Here is a 16,809-nt window from a genome sequence, read left to right as displayed (position 1 = left end):
ATCCGAAACTTTCATTCTAGCTGTTCTTTAAATTTTCTTAGTTGATACTTTGTTAAACCTGTTTCTTTTACTACATCTTTGATTGAGTACTCCTTATACTGCAGATATTTAAATGGATTTTCCATATAACGTTCTCGTACCTTATTAAATGTACTCTTTTTCGACAAAGAATTCAATTGATCTCCTTTCTCTCGGATGGAATCGAAAATGGGACACCCTTTACAATGTTTGTAGTTTCTTTGTTTTGCCTGTTCTTGCTCATCTGTACAATTCACTGATAGATTGTTCAGAGGGCAAATTGAACAATGTGTATCTTCTAAATTATGGATTTCTTGTAAAATTTTTCGACGAAGATGAGTCAAAAAAATCTCCTCCTACCGCATTTGGATTGAAATGTACAAAAAAACGAGTTTAACATTTCCATTATATATCGTCTAAACAGAAACGTTAAATTTTAAGGTAAAAATATTATTTTAATCATTTAAGTTTATACCACGGTAAATAATCTGTTTATTGTGGTATAATTAGAATCGTAAAAAATTATATAAAAACATTTGTTTAATATTTCATTCTATAAAAGGTTGTGTTTAAATTTGAATATTATAAATTACGAACATAATAACCAAATTGTAAAATCAAAATCAGATTTTTTTGATAGCAGTCATTTTGAAAAAATTATGGGTTTGGGTATCCGTAATATTGACTACTCCCAATTAAGTGAAGAATCATTAGTTTATTTATTTTTACACGATGAGCCTTCTTTAACGAAAAAAAGAAGTGAGCGAACAAAACAACAGTATCTTCACGATCTTTCTCATTTTCTTCGTTACATAAAAGAAACAATCGGAACCATTCAGGAGTTATCCCATAATGATATGGAAATCTATTTCTATGAATTAAGTAAGAAATATGCTGCCACTACATTACGTAAAAAGAAAACAATAGTTCAGCAGTTTTTAAAATATGTGTACGATAACAACGGACTCTCAGACAACTTTAGTAGTCGCCTTAAAAAAGTATCCGTAAAAAAAGAAGAGCTGGTCAATCGTGACCTTTATCCAGAAGAAGTTAACCAGATCTTAGATGAACTAAAAAAATCCAACTATTTTGTTTACACTGCATTTTTCCTGTTAACTACAACAGGACTACGAATTGAAGAAATCGCAACTGCTAAATGGGCAGATTTGGTCTTTCATTCATCTTTAAATGCCTATCTACTTCGTGTAGTTGGTAAAGGGAATAAAAGTAGGGAAGTTCGCATCTTTGAAGATACATTGGATGCTTTATGCCATGTTCGAAGTTTACGTAAACAAACAACAGAACTAGACACATCGAGTACTTCTGCTTTTCTCCCTAAAGCTGATGGATCAAATTATCGAGCGGACTATCTCTCTTCTCTTGTGGCCAAAAAAATAGAAGAAATAAATTTAGATTTTCTGCGTTACCGACAGGATAGAATCACTCCTCACACTTGTAGGCATTTCATGGCTAATTACTTAATGGAAAAGGGTATTGAACTAAAAAAAATAAGGGACTATTTAGGGCATGAATCTATCATGACTACAGAACGTTATTTAAGAGAGCGTACAAGACGTCAAAACTTGGCCACAATAGATATAGGAAATTCATTATTTTAGTTAGTATATATAATAGGAAGAAACTCGATTTAATGTTTCGATTTCTTCCTGTTTTTTTTGCTCATAGAACTCTAAATATTTCTCTATCATCATAACATTTAAACTAATTATTACAAAGAAAATTTAATTATGACTTATTATTAGTCATCAGGACACAATTTACCTTTTCTGTTTTACACTAACTTTATAAATCAGAAAGGAAAAGGTGATGATATGTCCCATCTAAGCAAACGACTTGCTGAATTGAGAAAAAAACAAGGATATACACAATCCGATATATCACATCGCCTAAACATTGCCCGCACTACTTATGCAAATTGGGAATATGGGAAAGCTGATCCTGATGCAGATTCCATCATAAATCTTGCTGAAATACATAATGTCTCCATAGATGAACTATTTGGGCGAAATGCACCCCTGGAAAGTAAATTAGAATTAATTAAAGTAGCAATATCTGATCTGCCTCCACAAAAACAGCAAGAAGTGTTAGAGGTTCTTATTGATTACACCTATTTCATAAAAAAGCATTTTGCCAAATGAATGTAAAATTATTTTTCAGTAAATTTTATATGATACGTGAGTTAAATGCACTTGTGTAGTATTAACCTGTAAAAGGGCCTACACATTTTCAATGCCCCGCCCTCGCGGAATAATCTTTGGAAACCTTTGTGTTATCAGTAGATTTGATAACACAAAGGTTTTTGCAACTTTACTAACAATATAGTTTAAAATTTTGATTTCGTATTAGCTATCAGTTTGTGAATGTTTCACAAACTTTTCTTGTATTTCGAATTTGATATTTAGGAAATATCCCTAAAAACAACAAATGCGATTGCCTCCTATGAGACAATCGCATTCTAATTATTTAAAGGTTAACCCATTCCACTTCCAGGGTCACCCATTCTAGCTAATAATTGTTCTGAATCTTTTTTTACTAAATTGTTTGGTTGCTCTTTACTACCAACAACAGTGTAAACAATTCCTGCTGTTAAAACAATACTTGTTACTACAAATAATAATTTCTTCATATAGCACCACCCTCGTACATTATACCATTTTTATTAAATTCTACCACTATTTTTTTAGGGAATCTACAATAGAACCTATTACCAGCACACTCTAGTAACACAATCGACTTTTCAATTAATGAAATATCATTCTTTGCTATTCCTAAATAACAATATTGCATCGGAGTTAGCATCCCATTTTTCTTTTCTAAATCACTCAGGATCTTAACTGCATTTTTGTAATTCCCCTTAATGATTTCTAAAAAAGACTTTTCTGCAGAATGATAAATAACTATATTCTCTAATTCTTGCTTATTTACTAACTTAATGAAAGCATATGTGTTAAGAATTGATAGCTTTCTATGCTTTTCCCTTTCAAAATTACATGCTCCCAACTGCTTCAGTGCCTTTTTCATATACCAAGATGCACTATCATAGCAATCGAAAGTATATGACTCTGCTATATATGCAAGTGCGGATGCCCTTAAAAGATGGAAACAATCTTTAGAGTCATCTATTGCTAAAATCTCCTGACACAAACTCCTACACATTTCAAGATTATCTTGTACTAAATAGGCATATGCTAACCCTTCTTTAATCCTACCTAGATAAGATGACCTAATAAAACTGTCAGTAATTGCATCTACATCTGGAAGTAACATTTCAGCATATTTGAACAGAGAATTATAGTTTTCTAAATCATACATAGTGTAGTAAGTTAATATACCACATAAGACCTTCATCTCGTTTGTCTTAATTATCTTACTACCTTTATGATCTTCAAGCTTAGATAATAATTCCTGCTTTTTAATTGTCCCATTACTTCTAAGTAATACCAATTCATATACATAAGCCCATTCCCTATTCATTGCAAGTGAAGACTTTCTTTCCTGTTCTACTAATAGCTTAAGAAGTGATAAATCACCTTTTGCATTGGCGTATTCCATAGCAATTCTTAAGTTCTTCTTGCTTGTTGTGACAGAACAGAAGGTGTGTAACATCTTTCGTTGTTTATTAATATCACCCGCATACAATAGCTTCAATAATTTAATTATATTCCAAAATCCAAATTGATTTTTCCCTGTTAAATTCTTCGAAAGCGTTCCTGAAGAAATTCCAATTATTTTAGCGATATCCTCTTGATTTTTCCTTTGGAAATCAATCTCATCAATAATTTTACTCAAGAATTTGTTTAATGTTTGTTCTGAAATTTTATCTTCTCTCTTAAGTGTTTCATTCATAATATTTTCCCTTCTAAAAAAACAAGAATTCCTCAATATCCCTCAGTATATTTATAAAACCCAATATCATTATATCTGATTCTAATATAAGCGTATCAAAAAAAATGTCGTTTTTTGTCGATACAAAAAGATAATTAAATATGTAATTATGCATAATTGTAAGGCAATGCAAACGAAAAGGACTCGAATAAATCGAATCCTTTTTTCTCTATTTCTTAACTTCAGCCCATTTATAGTTAAATTCTCCACCAAAATCATTTGTCACAATACCTTTTATAGAAGAACGCTGTAAATATGATCTACCTTGCTGAAATAAAGGCGCTACCGCTCCGTCTTCTAATAATATTTTCTCTGCTTGTTTCATTGTCTCCCAACGAGCATTTTCATCACCAGCTAAGTCTGTTTTCACTTGATGAATTAGTTCATCATATGTCTTATTTGAATGCTTATCAAAGTTATAGCTACTATCTGTCGTGAACAAATCTAAAAATGTAATCGGATCAGGAATATCAGGCCCCCATACATCAATACCTAAATCATAATCACTATTCAGCAGCAACTGAATTTGCTGTTTGCGTGGCTGTGGTTTAACATGGACCGTTAATCCCTCTAAATTCTTTTCTAGTTCACCTTTGAAATACTCCGCATTTTTCTTGGCTATTGCATTATCACTTGTTAGCATTTCTAATGTTATCTGTTCTTTTTTTAGTTCTTGCCTTGCTTTTTTCCAGCTCTCTTTCGCTGCATTTACATCATCTTTTACTAAATCCCCATTTTCTTTTCGGAAGTCTTTTCCGTCAGATCCTTTAGCAAAATTAGCTGGTATAAAACCAACTGCAGGAAGTGAACCATTGTTTAACACTGTATCTACAAAAGCTTTCTTATTCATTGCTTGACTAATTGCCAAACGAGCATGTTTATTTTTTAGTACCTCATTTTTTTGATTCATACGTAAAAACTGCATAGTTACTTCAGGTCGCTCTTTGAAATCAGAACTATTTCTATATTTATCTACAAACTCACCTGTTAGTCCTACACGGTCAATTTGACCTGACTCATATAAATTTATCTCTGTTGATTTATCTTTAACAATATCAAAGTTAATTTTGTCTAATTTTACAGCTTTAGCATCCCAATAATTCGGATTCTTTTTCAACTGAAAACCTTGTTCATGCTTCCAATTATCCAGAGTAAACGCTCCGTTATAAACCAATTGATTTGCTTCTAAGCCATACTGCTTTCCTTGTGATTCAAAATATTTCTCGTTAATAGGTAAAAATGTTGCAAACGTTGTCAAATCAATGAAATAAGGGACAGGCTGCTCTAATTGCACCTCAAATGTTATATCATCAATTGCTTTTACCCCTAGCTGATCTACAGGTAGCTCTTTACTATTAATTCGCTTTGCATTTTTTATATCAAAGAATAGAAATGCATATTCCGAGGCTGTATTAGGGTTCACAGCACGTTTCCAAGAGAATACAAAGTCTGCAGCTGTTACAGGTGTTCCATCCGACCATTTTGAATCTCTAAGATGGAATGTGTATGTTTTTTTATCTTCACTCACTTCATAAGATTTTGCCACACCAGGAATTAATTTGTTATCTTCTCCTAGTATGTACAGACCTTCAAACACATTCCGCATTACATTCATTGATTCACTATCCGTTGCCTTCGTTACATCCATTGTTGGGATCTCCGCTATATACGGTAAACTAATGGACTGTTTTGTTTCATTCTTGTCAATTGCTTTTGCATTATTTTTTGCTTCTTTATCTTCACTACTACAAGCTGTTAGTAGCAGACTGGCTCCTATAATAGAAGCTACAATCGATGTAACTTTTTTAAGCATCTTACTTTCTTCCTCTCCATATTTACGGTTTAATTAATCGAATTATCTATATATTGAACTTTATGGACTATACGGATATAGAGTCTCTTTCTCTAATAGTATTCAGGCGTCTTTAGTATCATATACGTAATATCTAAACATTAAACCTCTTATTACTTTACCATTAAAACCGTAGCATTCTAGAGATTATTATGTCAATCACTAAAATTTAATTTAAATTAAGTATCATTCTATTAAAAAATAGCCTGATTATATTTTTTAAAATTAGGTGTACCGCTAGCATTTCGGAAAAAACCACGCTAAACAAAAAATAAAATAAGCCATCCATTTGGACAGCTCATTTACATAATTATCGATTTTTATTTATCACAGACTACATAAACTTTAGATTAATTTCTCTGTAGCAATTTTAATGTTCTATACATTGAATCAAAGAAATGATGAATATCTTCTTTTTCAATTACCCAATCGCAACTCGCATCATCAGATAAATCTGCGCGCGTTTTTCGCCAAGGGTACTCCATATGTGTTAAGTCTTCTAAAAATTTCGCTTCAAATTTACTATATTTATCCCATATCCAATGTAATATACTCAACTGATCAGATGTTAAACCTAAATCATGGATAGATACATTAAAATCCTTATCAATTCTTTTCGAACCATATGATTTATAGCGATGGTATAAATCAGGAATTACCGGACCATGTTGCCATGCTTGGAAATTATCTTCAAATAAATCGTGTCCAGTGAAAGCGTGGCTCCATCCCTGAGCAAAATACATTAATTTCTGAAGTTTTAAAGGAGAAACTCTTAAATCGTCTTCATCTCTCTCATTAAATTCTTGCCCTTTTATAATAAAAAACTTCTCTACTGATTCTATAGAAGTCATTTGCCATTCATCATCTATATTTTCTATATTTAATAAAGTAAGCCTATCATCTAATCCCTTTAATAACTCACCCGATTTTACTGTATCTAATAAAAAAGATAACCTTTCTTCAAGTGCTTTTTTAGGTTTATCTTCAAGTTCATCACGATAATTATCAAATGCTCGTTTCATCGCGCGTGGATCTAAATATGTTTTAAAATGAGTATCATGTTTTTTCGTCTGTAAACTTCCATGTTCATATCGAGAGATAGTAGCCGGGCTCCATCCAATTAATTTAGCCATTACACGCGTACTAACCTGATAAAGTTCCTTACGAACATAATAAAAATCTTCTGCTTTTAGCATATCTTTCTTTTCCTGATATTTACGATAAATCTTATTATAGTTTCTATCTGTTAATTCATCGTTATCTGTGTACTGTCCACATTTAGTACACTCATAACGTTCAGCATCATATATGATAGTTTCGCCATGCAATTCAACTTTATCTTTAACAATTTTATGTTCAACCGGAGTTCGTTCAAAACAATGAACACAGAATTTTAATTGTAACGTCATATCTTTTTCCTCCTGTTTTTCATGCCCCCTCATGATTCCTTGAGGGGGTATGTGATTGTACGATCTGGTTCATGAAAAGAAACACAACAGGTAAAAGGACCATCATTGTCTTCAATAAAACTAAACTTAATATAAACTTCCATCGTTTTATTTCCAGTAACAACCTTTCCAAATTCCCACATATCACTACTTCGCAATCGTGGGGGAACATTACTGCTACCATTTGGATTTGGTCCTCTGTAATAATCTTCATAAGTTAGTTCTTCTTCAACAATCCGTCTTACATCTGCGGGTCTAAATCCTAATTCCAACAAAGTAGCTTCATTCTTATCTCTTTGTGCTAAAAGGATAAAATGGTCATTTCCCCGATTAATGCAATCAACAATCTTCTTTAAAATATCTTCAACCTGGGCCTGTGTAGCTCCGTTGAATGCTGCCAATAAAACCACATCCAATATTAAGACTAGTGTTCTCAGTCATACAATAATTTATTCAAGGATAACACTTTTTGTTATCCGTTAATAACATTTTATCATAAATTATAAACATTTGATATAAAAACAGAGCAAAACAATAAAAAATAAATTAACAATTACAAGTTCCTACATCGAAACAAGTAAAGCGAGAAATGAATGAAAGTAACAAGGATGCCCTGATTGCATCCCTAAAAAGGAAAAATAAGAAATTAGAAGATGAAAACAAGAAATTAAGAGAACAACTGAAAATAGCTTACGCAGATGTTTATAGAAAGTTGTAGTCAATAAGGGAACGCTGTTCTCCTTCTTCAACTATCTGGCTAGTTTGTTGAACAACACCTGTATATTAATTAATTATATTCCGTCTTTTTTTTCGACAGTTTTCGACACATGTAACATTAGATATCTTTTATACTTAATAGAATATACTAATTAATGAAAGGAATTAATTATGGATATTCAAAAATTTGAAACACTATTTGGACAAAGAATGAGATCTAATAAAGATAAAAGACTATTAGCAATCGAAGAATATCTAGATTTTAACCATGACATTGATATAACATTTGAAAATGATACTGAAAAATGTTTAGCATTCATTTTACAGATGATTAGAGAAAATCCAGACATTAGTGATGTCGTCTTAGGAGATATCGCGGATATAATAATAGAAAGATATTCAGCAGGTCAGCCCTACGCAGTGTCAGAATTAGAAACCGTATTAAATTTAGAACAAATCAAAAATTTATTAGAAGAACTTTTATTAAAAAAAAACTGTTCATATGAAAATCTTATTTTCTCTGATTGCCATGAAGTAACTATTGATAATATTAATGAAATTGTTGAATTCAAATGTAGATATACAGAATTTTATGTTGATCCGAAAACAGATGAACCAGGACGTGAGATTCAAAGTGGTACGATTCGTGTAATATTTGACCTAAAAAACAAGCTATATATAACATCAATGGTCGGATATAACAAAATAATCAATAAATTAATTGATTTAATTAAACATAATTATCATCCTCGGATAAACATTAAACCATATTATTTACAGCAAAACATAAGATATATTAAAAATGCTGCAACTAGCGATTTTGCTTCATTAACATTACTGGTAATCAACTTAATCTTTAAGAAATTTAATGACATGGGATATATTGTACACAGTGTGGATTCATTATCATTTAACAATGAAAACGCACCAAGAATTAAAAATGCTAAATTAACCGGTGCTGACCTGTTTAAAGACCCAGACGTTGTAGAAAGAATATATAGTACAGACAAAATAACCAAGTTCACTGTAAACATTATGAAAATGATTGATGGCAATGCTGCACTCCTTACGGATTTAACTATTGATTTTAGAGGAATGATAAAGTTCATTTTTGATAATCAGAATGAAAGAACCTTTACCGTCTCTCAAGCATGCGTCGATCTTTTTAATGGTATCAACGAATTAATGGATGACGAACATACTATAGAGATAGGTCAAACGTTATTAAAAGAAAAAATGCAACGTGTAGCATTTGATAATAGACCACAATTTAATTTATTTATGTATACGTTAAAGAATGAGTTAACGGATTTACTTCCAGATAAATCCGAGGAGGTTAAGCGCTTTTTTCAAAGTACCTATAATGTCTCCGATTAATACTACAAAGGGGAGAAAAATATGTTTTTATCGAGTTCATGTATTATTGTAAAAGCTAATGGTGTGACACCTATTGATGAATTTTTGAGGAATAGTCATTTTACTCAACCCAAAAAAGGGCTAGATGATTATGCTTTTTATTCAATTAACTTTTATAATCCAGAAAAGACAATTGGTGAAATTCATTGGTCTGAATCTTTTCATTACGGTAAAATGAACTTGATAAATTTTATGAGAAAAAATAACACATTTATTCTTTTTACCTCGTCTGTTCAAAATTATAAAGTATTGAGTTATATATTAGAGCAATTATTCAGTATCAATTTAAAAACTGAGATAGTTAAAATTCCATTAGAGTATCAATTCGATGAGCATGAAATTAAAGAAATTGTTAGTATAGAATCTCAGAATACCTTTGGTATAAGTGTCATTTTGAATATTGATGGAAAATATAGTTTGTTAAAAATCTATTCGAATGGATTAATTACTTACAGCATGACTAATGATCAAGTTATTATTGAAAAAATTATTGGTATTGCATTAAAAATAATTAAGTTACTAAAAGTTGGTGATGAGTTTTAAACATGTGTAAAGTTTGTGAAATAATAAAAAGCCTTGACAGTTATTCAGTAGAATATCTTGGGTGGATAACTGCAATTGTTGGAGGAATAATAGCATTAACAACAATAATTTTCACACATTATAACGAACGCTCAATAGAAAAATCTAATGACATCGTAGAAGAAATTCAATCAATTCTTCAGGAAAATAAAGATAATAAACAAGACTTACCATATAGTGAGTTGAGCAATAAGTTTAATAAAATAATACAAGTTCTATCGAATAACCGTGTTTATAATATTACTTTAATCTTTTTTGAAGTTATACTGTATGTTCTAGTAGCACTTTGGTTTTTTGGATCTTTAGGTTATGCTCTAAATGCGAAAACTTGGACCGAAAGAATATTAATTATGGTTGCTTCTTTTATACTCATAGCAGTATTTTTGTTTATACCAAAAATTATTAAGATGTTCAATAAAAATAAATCATTAATAATAACTAAGAATAATAAATGTAGCTATAATGAATTATTAAACTTTTTTCGATTCAACAATATACTAACCAAAAATGACACTATAAAAAATTTAATTCGTCCTACACTGAGGATATCCATTAACACAAGAGATCAAATTATTCTAGAATACAATCAAAAAGTTTCTATAACAGACTATTCTATAATCTTTAAACTATTAAAGGATAACGAAGTAATATATATTTGTTTACATATTAATAGTGATAAACAATCAATGCAATTCTCCACAGATTCAAATAATGGAATGATATTTAGAGGGTTATTTGATATGATACGTACTTCAAAAAAAACAAAAAGTAATATTTTTATATCTGACATAATATCCCAAAATAAGGTATTCAAAATAAATAGTATACTTAATGATGATGGAGATGTAATTCTTGAGATTGGCAATCAAGAAACGGTAACAAATAACTACGTTAACAACCTATTTCAACAAAAAACGTCTCTAATTAGAATTGTTAATGGTTCACCAAATGGCGAAAAAGACTACGAAATTACCATGTTGGAATAAAGCATTCAATGATGAACTGCCTATTCAATTGTCAGACACAGATCTAACGATTGGACAGGCATTTTTTTATTAAATATCAATTTAAAGACAAATTAAAAATGGTTTTTTCTGTTAATTTGAAATGAAATTTAATTAAAAAAGCTCCACAAACCCATATTATATGGTAGATAAGAAAACTCCGTTTTGAAAAAAGATTAATCAAAACGAAGTCTTTTCTAGTCAAATAACATGCTTTTTTATAAAAATGTTTTATTAAAATTCACTTAGAATTCTTTAATTAAAAGAGGAAAACAGCGTAACTTAAAATTTCAGTAGAAGTTTGGTAAGCGCAATACATTACAAAAATATTTTTGTTAAAAAAGTAAATAATATATATTATAAAAATAATTTAATGTAAGGATTTGATTATTAGTGAAAATTAATAGAGAAGCATTCGATGAATTTAATCAAGTGTGTAATGATTACTTTGAAAAAGACGCTAATAAACATTTTGAAATAAACACTAAAATTATGTCAGCTAGAGCAGTTATAAATTATGCTTTGCAAGATATAAACAATAAAAATGATGATATTAATGTATATGAATTAATATCAGTTTCAGACAAGATATTAACATCAATAGAATATTTGTTAAAAAAATTAACAGTCTATGACAAAAAGAACGACAAAGAGGAGTTTTATGGTGTTAAAGTTAAAAGTATAAATAGGGATAAATATGATTATTTCAAAGCGATTAGATCATATATAATTGCTCATCCTCTAGAAACAACACATAAAGAATTCTTAAGATTTGGATTTGGTGAAAATGTAGTATTTGAGGATATTCAAAAGACAAAAAATTTTCATAAAACTTTAATGAAAAAAATGATTGAAAATATTGAAACGGCTGATTATGTTATGACGTTTACGAGAATTAATTTTGATTTTGAAAATAGTAATATTGAAAATATTGATAACTTAGGCGAAACATTTCACAAAGGACTTAATATAGAAAAAGACATATTGAGTCTAATTAGATATGCTATTGATAACATGAAGGTTATAACAGAACATTTAAAAGTTATGATTTTACAAAATGAGACTACAATAAATGGTGTTGAATAAAGCGAGAATGGAGGTTTACAACATGAGGAATATACAGAAATGCCTAGGGAATCCATTTATTAAATATCCATTAGCCCTAATTTCAGCTATAGCTATAATAAAAACCGGCTATGATTTAGGCTCTTTTATAATAAAATTAAAATACATTTAAATCATAAAAAAGAAATTTTCTTTGAAACATCGTGACATTATTCAAAACATCGCGTCTTTTTTATAAACATCATAACTTTATTTAAAAGCCACATTTTCAGAAGAATGGACACAAGGATATAGGCATTAGATAAATAATATTCAAACTCAGCTTCGAAACTCATTATCAAAAATAAAAGCTCCTAACATATTAGTCATATATAGTATATTAGGAGCTTGATATTTTAAGTGTTTTTTGCATTTAGGTCTTGATAATTTACACTACTTCATTTTTTCGTTCTATGGACCTATACATTTTTTATACATCTCTATTATGGCGCGGTTTTAGGTTTCTCGTTTGTTACTGAATTAGCCAAAAAACTATATAAAATCTCGCATACTCTTAGCGTAGGTGCTCTTTTTTTAATATGCAATACACTTCGTTTGTAAAATGTACTATTCAATGTCACAAAGAAAAGCCATCAATATAGATGGCTTTTCTTAATTATATGCAATAAGAAGAATGAACTCACTTAACTAATTGTTGTTGGATTTGCTTAATTAAAATTTCAGCCCCTTTAGGACTTAAAACGATTTGACCATTTGCCAATGATATATTTTTTTCTGAAATATCACCAGTTATTGCACAAGCATCATAAGTTTTGTATTTCTGTAAAATAATCTTTTCTTCTTCTACAAATATTTCCATAGGATCTTTTTCTGCAATTCCTAACGTTCTTCTTAACTCTTTCGGAAGAACAATTCGCCCTAATTCATCTATTTTTCGTGTAACACCCGTTGATTTCATGTTTATACCACCTTTTCTTTTTTCTAACTAATAATTACATATGAACAAGCGAATTCAATGATGTTTTTCTGGTATCCTCTGCATGCAATACTACAATTATATCTCTAAATTGCTTTGTCGTCTTTTATCTTGTTTTCTCTTTCTTTAGAACTTAGCGTAAGTCATTATTTTTTCTAGCTCACTTTGTACGCATTATAATCTGTGGTATAACGTTTTTTCTTCCTGTATATATATTCCTTTTTATAATTAAATTGTTAGGGATTCAATAGTAATGCTATTATATATCTATAAATACGTTATTTCCGTTTTATTAAGTAAAGGAGCGATTACTGTTGAAAATGACAAAAGGAGATGCAATACTTCGCTTACTGACAGAAATTAAATTAGAACTGAAAGAAACAAAAGAAGCTATTGAAAAACTTGATGAGAGAATAGCTAAAATAGAAAAGCAAACACTTCCAACAAATTTATCTAAACCCGCTTTAAATAATAGAAAAGAAAAAGATTGGAAATATCCTTCTAAGATGAAATGAGTCAGAAGGATATTTTTCATTTTAGAATAAACAATTTTTATCATTTAATGGAGATGTTACAATATAAATTGTACGATGAACATAATTTTCTTTCTTACTACCACTCAAAATTCCCCCTGGCTCTTGCTAGGGGACAACTTTTGTATACAGTATTAATTGCATCATAAGTATACACAAGTTATAATAGTCACCTAATTACATATGAAGAGGTGCAAAAATGAATAAGACAGAATTAACAAAAGTAGTAGCGGAAAAAACAGAACTTACACAAAAAGATGCAGCTGCAGCAACACAAGCTGTATTAGATACGATAACAAGCGCTCTAGCTAACGAAGAGAAAGTACAAATTCTTGGATTTGGTACATTCGAAGTACGTGAAAGATCTGCACGTACAGGACGTAACCCACAAACAGGTGAAGAAATGCAAATTGCGGCTTCAAAAGCACCTGCTTTTAAGGCTGGAAAAGAATTAAAAGAGGCAGTGAAATAATTTTACATAGTCAATAGGGTTTGATATTCTTATCAGCCCCTTTTCAATATTCTTGTTGTGCATAAAACAAAAAGTATCAATCGAAAAGTACATCTTAATAAATCTAAATCTTTATATATAAACATTTAGATTATTGTTATAATAAAATTAACCAAGAAGCATCCAACGATTTTTGATTAATCACTACATTTTCTTTAGAGCTAAATCAACATAAAAGAAGAGACACTGCATAGTGTCTCTTCTTTTATGTTTCGTGCCTTTAATCAATAGTAAGAGGATATATATCTATTCCCTCTTATTGCTGATTTGTGTTAGAATTGCTGCTCCCACAAGCAGAATATCTGAAAGACACTCGTATAAGAGTGTCTTTTCTTTGCAAAAAATTATTTTTAAACAAAAACTCTTTATAAAAGAACGCAAGTTCGTATATAATAAGAACAAACGTTCTTTTAATTTAGGGAGGAATAACAGTGTATGACTATTCTATCTTACCGAATAGAATCATCTTATGTGTGGATTTACGTAGCTTTTACGCTTCAGTAAGTTGCATCAAAATGGGGTTAGATCCTATGCATACAAAATTAGCAGTAGTCGGTGATGTAAATAGAAATGGTTCAATCGTTCTAGCTGCCACTCCACCATTAAAAGCATTGGGTGTAAAGAAGATGGCCAGATTATACGAGATTCCTCGCAGAAAAGACATTCTTGTTGTAAATCCGATTATGGGAACATACATTAAATGCTCTAATTACATAACAAAGCTAGCTTTACAGTACGTTCCTATTGAGGATTTTCACCAATATTCCATCGATGAGTTCTTCATGGATATTACGGATAGTATTCATTTATTTGCTAACGATCCCTATGAGTTTGCGTTGAAATTTAAACGTGAAATATATGCGAAAACACGGATCGAATGCACAATAGGAATTGGCCCTAACCCTTTAATGAGCAAAGTAGCTTTAGATATTGAAGCAAAGAAGAATCAAAACGGCATTGCTTATTGGAAATATGAAGATGTCCCAACAAAATTATGGGGCATACGACCGCTTAATACATTTTGGGGCATTTCGTACAAAACGGAAGAAAAGTTGAATCGAAAAGGAATACATTCTATAGGAGATTTAGCCAATTACCCTCTTAAATATTTAAAACAGAGCTTCGGTAAGATTGGAGAAGAATTACACTTACATAGCTACGGAATTGACTTTAGTCGCATTTCAGAAAAATATGTTCCTGCCACAACTTCTGTTGGGAAAAGCCAAATACTCATGCGCGATTACACAATAGAAGAATTTCCGATTATTCTACTGGAACATATTGAAGAAGTTTGTTATCGGCTTAGAGGACAAAATAAACTTGCTCAAACCGTTCAATTTTCTGTTGGTTATAGCAAGAGTTATAACGGTGGTATTAGAAAAACACATACTTTAAGTCGGCCAACTAACCTAACAATGGATATTTATAAGATCTGTACATACTTTTTACATCAACAATATACTGGAGAACCCATTCGCAGCATAAGCATTTCTCTAACGAACCTAATCCAAGAAGGAGAGGAACAAATTTCTCTTTTTGATAATATAACGCAGCGAGAACAAGAGGTAAAATTAACAAAAGTAATGGATGAAATACGCACAAGGTTTGGGAAGAACAGCATATTACGGGGAATTTCCTACACGCATAGCGCCACAGCTAGATATAGAAACACACTGATAGGAGGACACAAAAAATGAGCAACTCTAATATGCCAAAGGGGCGCGGAATGGTGAAATGGGCTCCTTTCGCAGCATTAACACCCCAATTTGATGGGATACGTGAAATCATTAGGGAACAACACAAAGTCACCCGTCCGATTTTAACAACTGAAGAAAAAGAACGAATTGAAAATATGTTATTATGTTCCTTAGTATCTGAAGAAGAAATAATGATCACATATTATGAGGATGGCTATTTGCTCTCTAGTTATATGACCGTTGTTGATATTGACCCTTCAAATAGCGCTGTTGTATGTACAGATGCTTTTTATAACAAGATGAAACTGCAATTCTCTAATATAATAGATGTTAAATAGCATAAATTGATGTTATTAAGTTTAGATCATTTAAAGGAGTGTAAAAATGCAAGGTAATCAGATAAGAAAGAACGCCGCAGGAGCAATTATTCATAATAATATTAATAGCTATTCCTTTCTAAATATACCTATGATTATTAATGAGAAAGACGGAGTAATTTACGAGGTATTAAGTGCTGGTTTTCAAGCTAATGATGCAGTACCAATGATAACAACGGATGGTTTTGCTGCAACCAGGATAAATGCACCGATCGTGACAGTGAAAAACAATGATAGTAGTATCCAAGTGTATCGCTTACCCTTAGAATTAGAACATTGGGTACTTTCTTGTATGCATGCTGCTTCAGAAGATAAAAACCCATTTCCGTGTAAAGTCGCTTTTGGAATTATAGACACCAAATTTTTTGCGGAATTCAAAGGAAAAGGTCAGTTTATTCAGGAGACCTCTCATCAATTATAGATATATTCCTTTTTGTTTGTATTCGATGTTATTAACGAAACTTAGGCAAGGTATGTACGATGCCCGTAGAATCATGGAACACTTTCTCTTATGTTTTTTCTCCCTGTTGCTACTTATGTTATTTCTAAATTAATATGGTCGTAATGTATGATATTACAAAAAAAGAGGGCGCCACTGGTCATCTCCCTGTCAAGTAGACAGTAATAAAAAGAGTATTATGCCACGGCCTTTTCCCGATATTCTATCGGGGAAAGGCCGTGAAGTTTTTCTTGGAATCTTTCTGTAT

19 protein-coding genes and 1 pseudogene are annotated in these 16,809 nt (G+C 30.8%); 12 read left to right on the top strand and 8 right to left on the bottom strand.

Annotated features, from left to right (window positions below):
• Positions 1 to 11: 11 nt before the first annotated feature.
• Complete coding sequence (locus tag ACTFRH_RS29430; protein ID WP_000149389.1) at positions 12 to 362, bottom strand: zinc-finger domain-containing protein; 351 nt, start codon at positions 360 to 362, stop codon at positions 12 to 14.
• A gap of 231 nt (positions 363 to 593) precedes the next feature.
• On the opposite strand from ACTFRH_RS29430, the gene ACTFRH_RS29425 reads away from it, so the two are divergent.
• Complete coding sequence (locus tag ACTFRH_RS29425; protein ID WP_440048891.1) at positions 594 to 1,637, top strand: tyrosine-type recombinase/integrase; 1,044 nt, start codon at positions 594 to 596, stop codon at positions 1,635 to 1,637.
• Positions 1,638 to 1,850: 213 nt separating this feature from the next.
• Entirely contained in the window at positions 1,851 to 2,177 is a 327-nt protein-coding gene (locus ACTFRH_RS29420; RefSeq protein ID WP_088610390.1) for a helix-turn-helix domain-containing protein, read from the top strand.
• A gap of 332 nt (positions 2,178 to 2,509) precedes the next feature.
• On the opposite strand, the gene ACTFRH_RS29415 is transcribed toward ACTFRH_RS29420, so the two are convergent.
• The 5 genes from ACTFRH_RS29415 to ACTFRH_RS29395 all read right to left on the bottom strand — a co-directional run bounded on the left by ACTFRH_RS29415 (position 2,510) and on the right by ACTFRH_RS29395 (position 7,634).
• A complete protein-coding gene (locus ACTFRH_RS29415; RefSeq protein WP_440048890.1) occupies positions 2,510 to 2,665 on the bottom strand; it encodes a hypothetical protein in 156 nt (51 codons plus the stop codon).
• Entirely contained in the window at positions 2,662 to 3,885 is a 1,224-nt protein-coding gene (locus tag ACTFRH_RS29410) for an AimR family lysis-lysogeny pheromone receptor (RefSeq protein ID WP_440048889.1), read from the bottom strand. Before ACTFRH_RS29410 ends, ACTFRH_RS29415 begins: the two co-directional genes overlap by 4 nt.
• Positions 3,886 to 4,093: 208 nt before the next feature.
• Positions 4,094 to 5,737 (bottom strand): peptide ABC transporter substrate-binding protein, encoded by a 1,644-nt coding sequence (locus tag ACTFRH_RS29405; protein ID WP_440048888.1) that lies wholly within the window; start codon positions 5,735 to 5,737, stop codon positions 4,094 to 4,096.
• Positions 5,738 to 6,126: 389 nt separating this feature from the next.
• On the bottom strand, positions 6,127 to 7,185 hold the full coding sequence (locus ACTFRH_RS29400) for a type II toxin-antitoxin system antitoxin SocA domain-containing protein (RefSeq protein ID WP_186305799.1): 1,059 nt from the start codon (positions 7,183 to 7,185) through the stop codon (positions 6,127 to 6,129).
• A 29-nt stretch (positions 7,186 to 7,214) separates the two neighbouring features.
• Positions 7,215 to 7,634, bottom strand: coding sequence for a type II toxin-antitoxin system MqsR family toxin (locus ACTFRH_RS29395; RefSeq protein WP_002061732.1), 420 nt, complete (start codon positions 7,632 to 7,634; stop codon positions 7,215 to 7,217).
• A gap of 140 nt (positions 7,635 to 7,774) precedes the next feature.
• Here ACTFRH_RS29395 and ACTFRH_RS29390 point away from each other — a divergent pair.
• The 5 genes and pseudogenes from ACTFRH_RS29390 to ACTFRH_RS29370 form a co-directional block, all read left to right on the top strand.
• Positions 7,775 to 7,942: pseudogene (locus ACTFRH_RS29390) on the top strand (DUF6262 family protein); the annotation flags it as partial.
• A gap of 170 nt (positions 7,943 to 8,112) precedes the next feature.
• Positions 8,113 to 9,318 carry a hypothetical protein gene (locus ACTFRH_RS29385; RefSeq protein WP_440048887.1) on the top strand — a complete coding sequence of 402 codons (1,206 nt, stop codon included), beginning with the start codon at positions 8,113 to 8,115 and terminating at the stop codon, positions 9,316 to 9,318.
• A gap of 21 nt (positions 9,319 to 9,339) precedes the next feature.
• On the top strand, positions 9,340 to 9,900 hold the full coding sequence (locus ACTFRH_RS29380; RefSeq protein WP_440048886.1) for a hypothetical protein: 561 nt from the start codon (positions 9,340 to 9,342) through the stop codon (positions 9,898 to 9,900).
• A gap of 2 nt (positions 9,901 to 9,902) precedes the next feature.
• A complete protein-coding gene (locus ACTFRH_RS29375; RefSeq protein ID WP_440048885.1) occupies positions 9,903 to 10,925 on the top strand; it encodes a hypothetical protein in 1,023 nt (340 codons plus the stop codon).
• A gap of 411 nt (positions 10,926 to 11,336) precedes the next feature.
• Positions 11,337 to 12,029: a hypothetical protein gene (locus tag ACTFRH_RS29370; protein ID WP_440048884.1), complete on the top strand. Its 693-nt coding sequence runs from the start codon at positions 11,337 to 11,339 to the stop codon at positions 12,027 to 12,029.
• Between the two features lie 658 nt (positions 12,030 to 12,687).
• Here ACTFRH_RS29370 and ACTFRH_RS29365 read toward each other — a convergent pair.
• Positions 12,688 to 12,966 carry an AbrB/MazE/SpoVT family DNA-binding domain-containing protein gene (locus ACTFRH_RS29365; protein ID WP_000843051.1) on the bottom strand — a complete coding sequence of 93 codons (279 nt, stop codon included), beginning with the start codon at positions 12,964 to 12,966 and terminating at the stop codon, positions 12,688 to 12,690.
• 338 nt (positions 12,967 to 13,304) lie between these two features.
• Between ACTFRH_RS29365 and ACTFRH_RS29360 the strand changes: the two genes are divergently transcribed.
• The 5 genes from ACTFRH_RS29360 to ACTFRH_RS29340 all read left to right on the top strand — a co-directional run bounded on the left by ACTFRH_RS29360 (position 13,305) and on the right by ACTFRH_RS29340 (position 16,523).
• Positions 13,305 to 13,499 carry a hypothetical protein gene (locus tag ACTFRH_RS29360; protein ID WP_002083794.1) on the top strand — a complete coding sequence of 65 codons (195 nt, stop codon included), beginning with the start codon at positions 13,305 to 13,307 and terminating at the stop codon, positions 13,497 to 13,499.
• 217 nt (positions 13,500 to 13,716) lie between these two features.
• On the top strand, positions 13,717 to 13,989 hold the full coding sequence (locus tag ACTFRH_RS29355) for an HU family DNA-binding protein (RefSeq protein ID WP_033698476.1): 273 nt from the start codon (positions 13,717 to 13,719) through the stop codon (positions 13,987 to 13,989).
• Positions 13,990 to 14,459: 470 nt separating this feature from the next.
• Positions 14,460 to 15,725 carry a Y-family DNA polymerase gene (locus ACTFRH_RS29350; protein ID WP_440048883.1) on the top strand — a complete coding sequence of 422 codons (1,266 nt, stop codon included), beginning with the start codon at positions 14,460 to 14,462 and terminating at the stop codon, positions 15,723 to 15,725.
• Positions 15,722 to 16,063, top strand: a complete 342-nt coding sequence (locus ACTFRH_RS29345; RefSeq protein WP_440048882.1) for a YolD-like family protein — start codon at positions 15,722 to 15,724, stop codon at positions 16,061 to 16,063. Before ACTFRH_RS29350 ends, ACTFRH_RS29345 begins: the two co-directional genes overlap by 4 nt.
• 46 nt (positions 16,064 to 16,109) lie before the next feature.
• Positions 16,110 to 16,523 carry a hypothetical protein gene (locus ACTFRH_RS29340; protein WP_001161879.1) on the top strand — a complete coding sequence of 138 codons (414 nt, stop codon included), beginning with the start codon at positions 16,110 to 16,112 and terminating at the stop codon, positions 16,521 to 16,523.
• A 215-nt stretch (positions 16,524 to 16,738) separates the two neighbouring features.
• On the opposite strand, the gene ACTFRH_RS29335 is transcribed toward ACTFRH_RS29340, so the two are convergent.
• On the bottom strand, positions 16,739 to 16,809 hold a 71-nt coding region (locus ACTFRH_RS29335), incomplete at its 5' end, for an IS3 family transposase (RefSeq protein WP_325782447.1).

The organism is Bacillus cereus group sp. MYBK216-1 (assembly GCF_051916495.1).
Lineage (GTDB): Bacteria > Bacillota > Bacilli > Bacillales > Bacillaceae_G > Bacillus_A > Bacillus_A thuringiensis_K.
The sequence above is the reverse complement of the archived record's forward strand: the minus strand, read 5'-3'. Positions and strand labels throughout refer to the sequence as shown.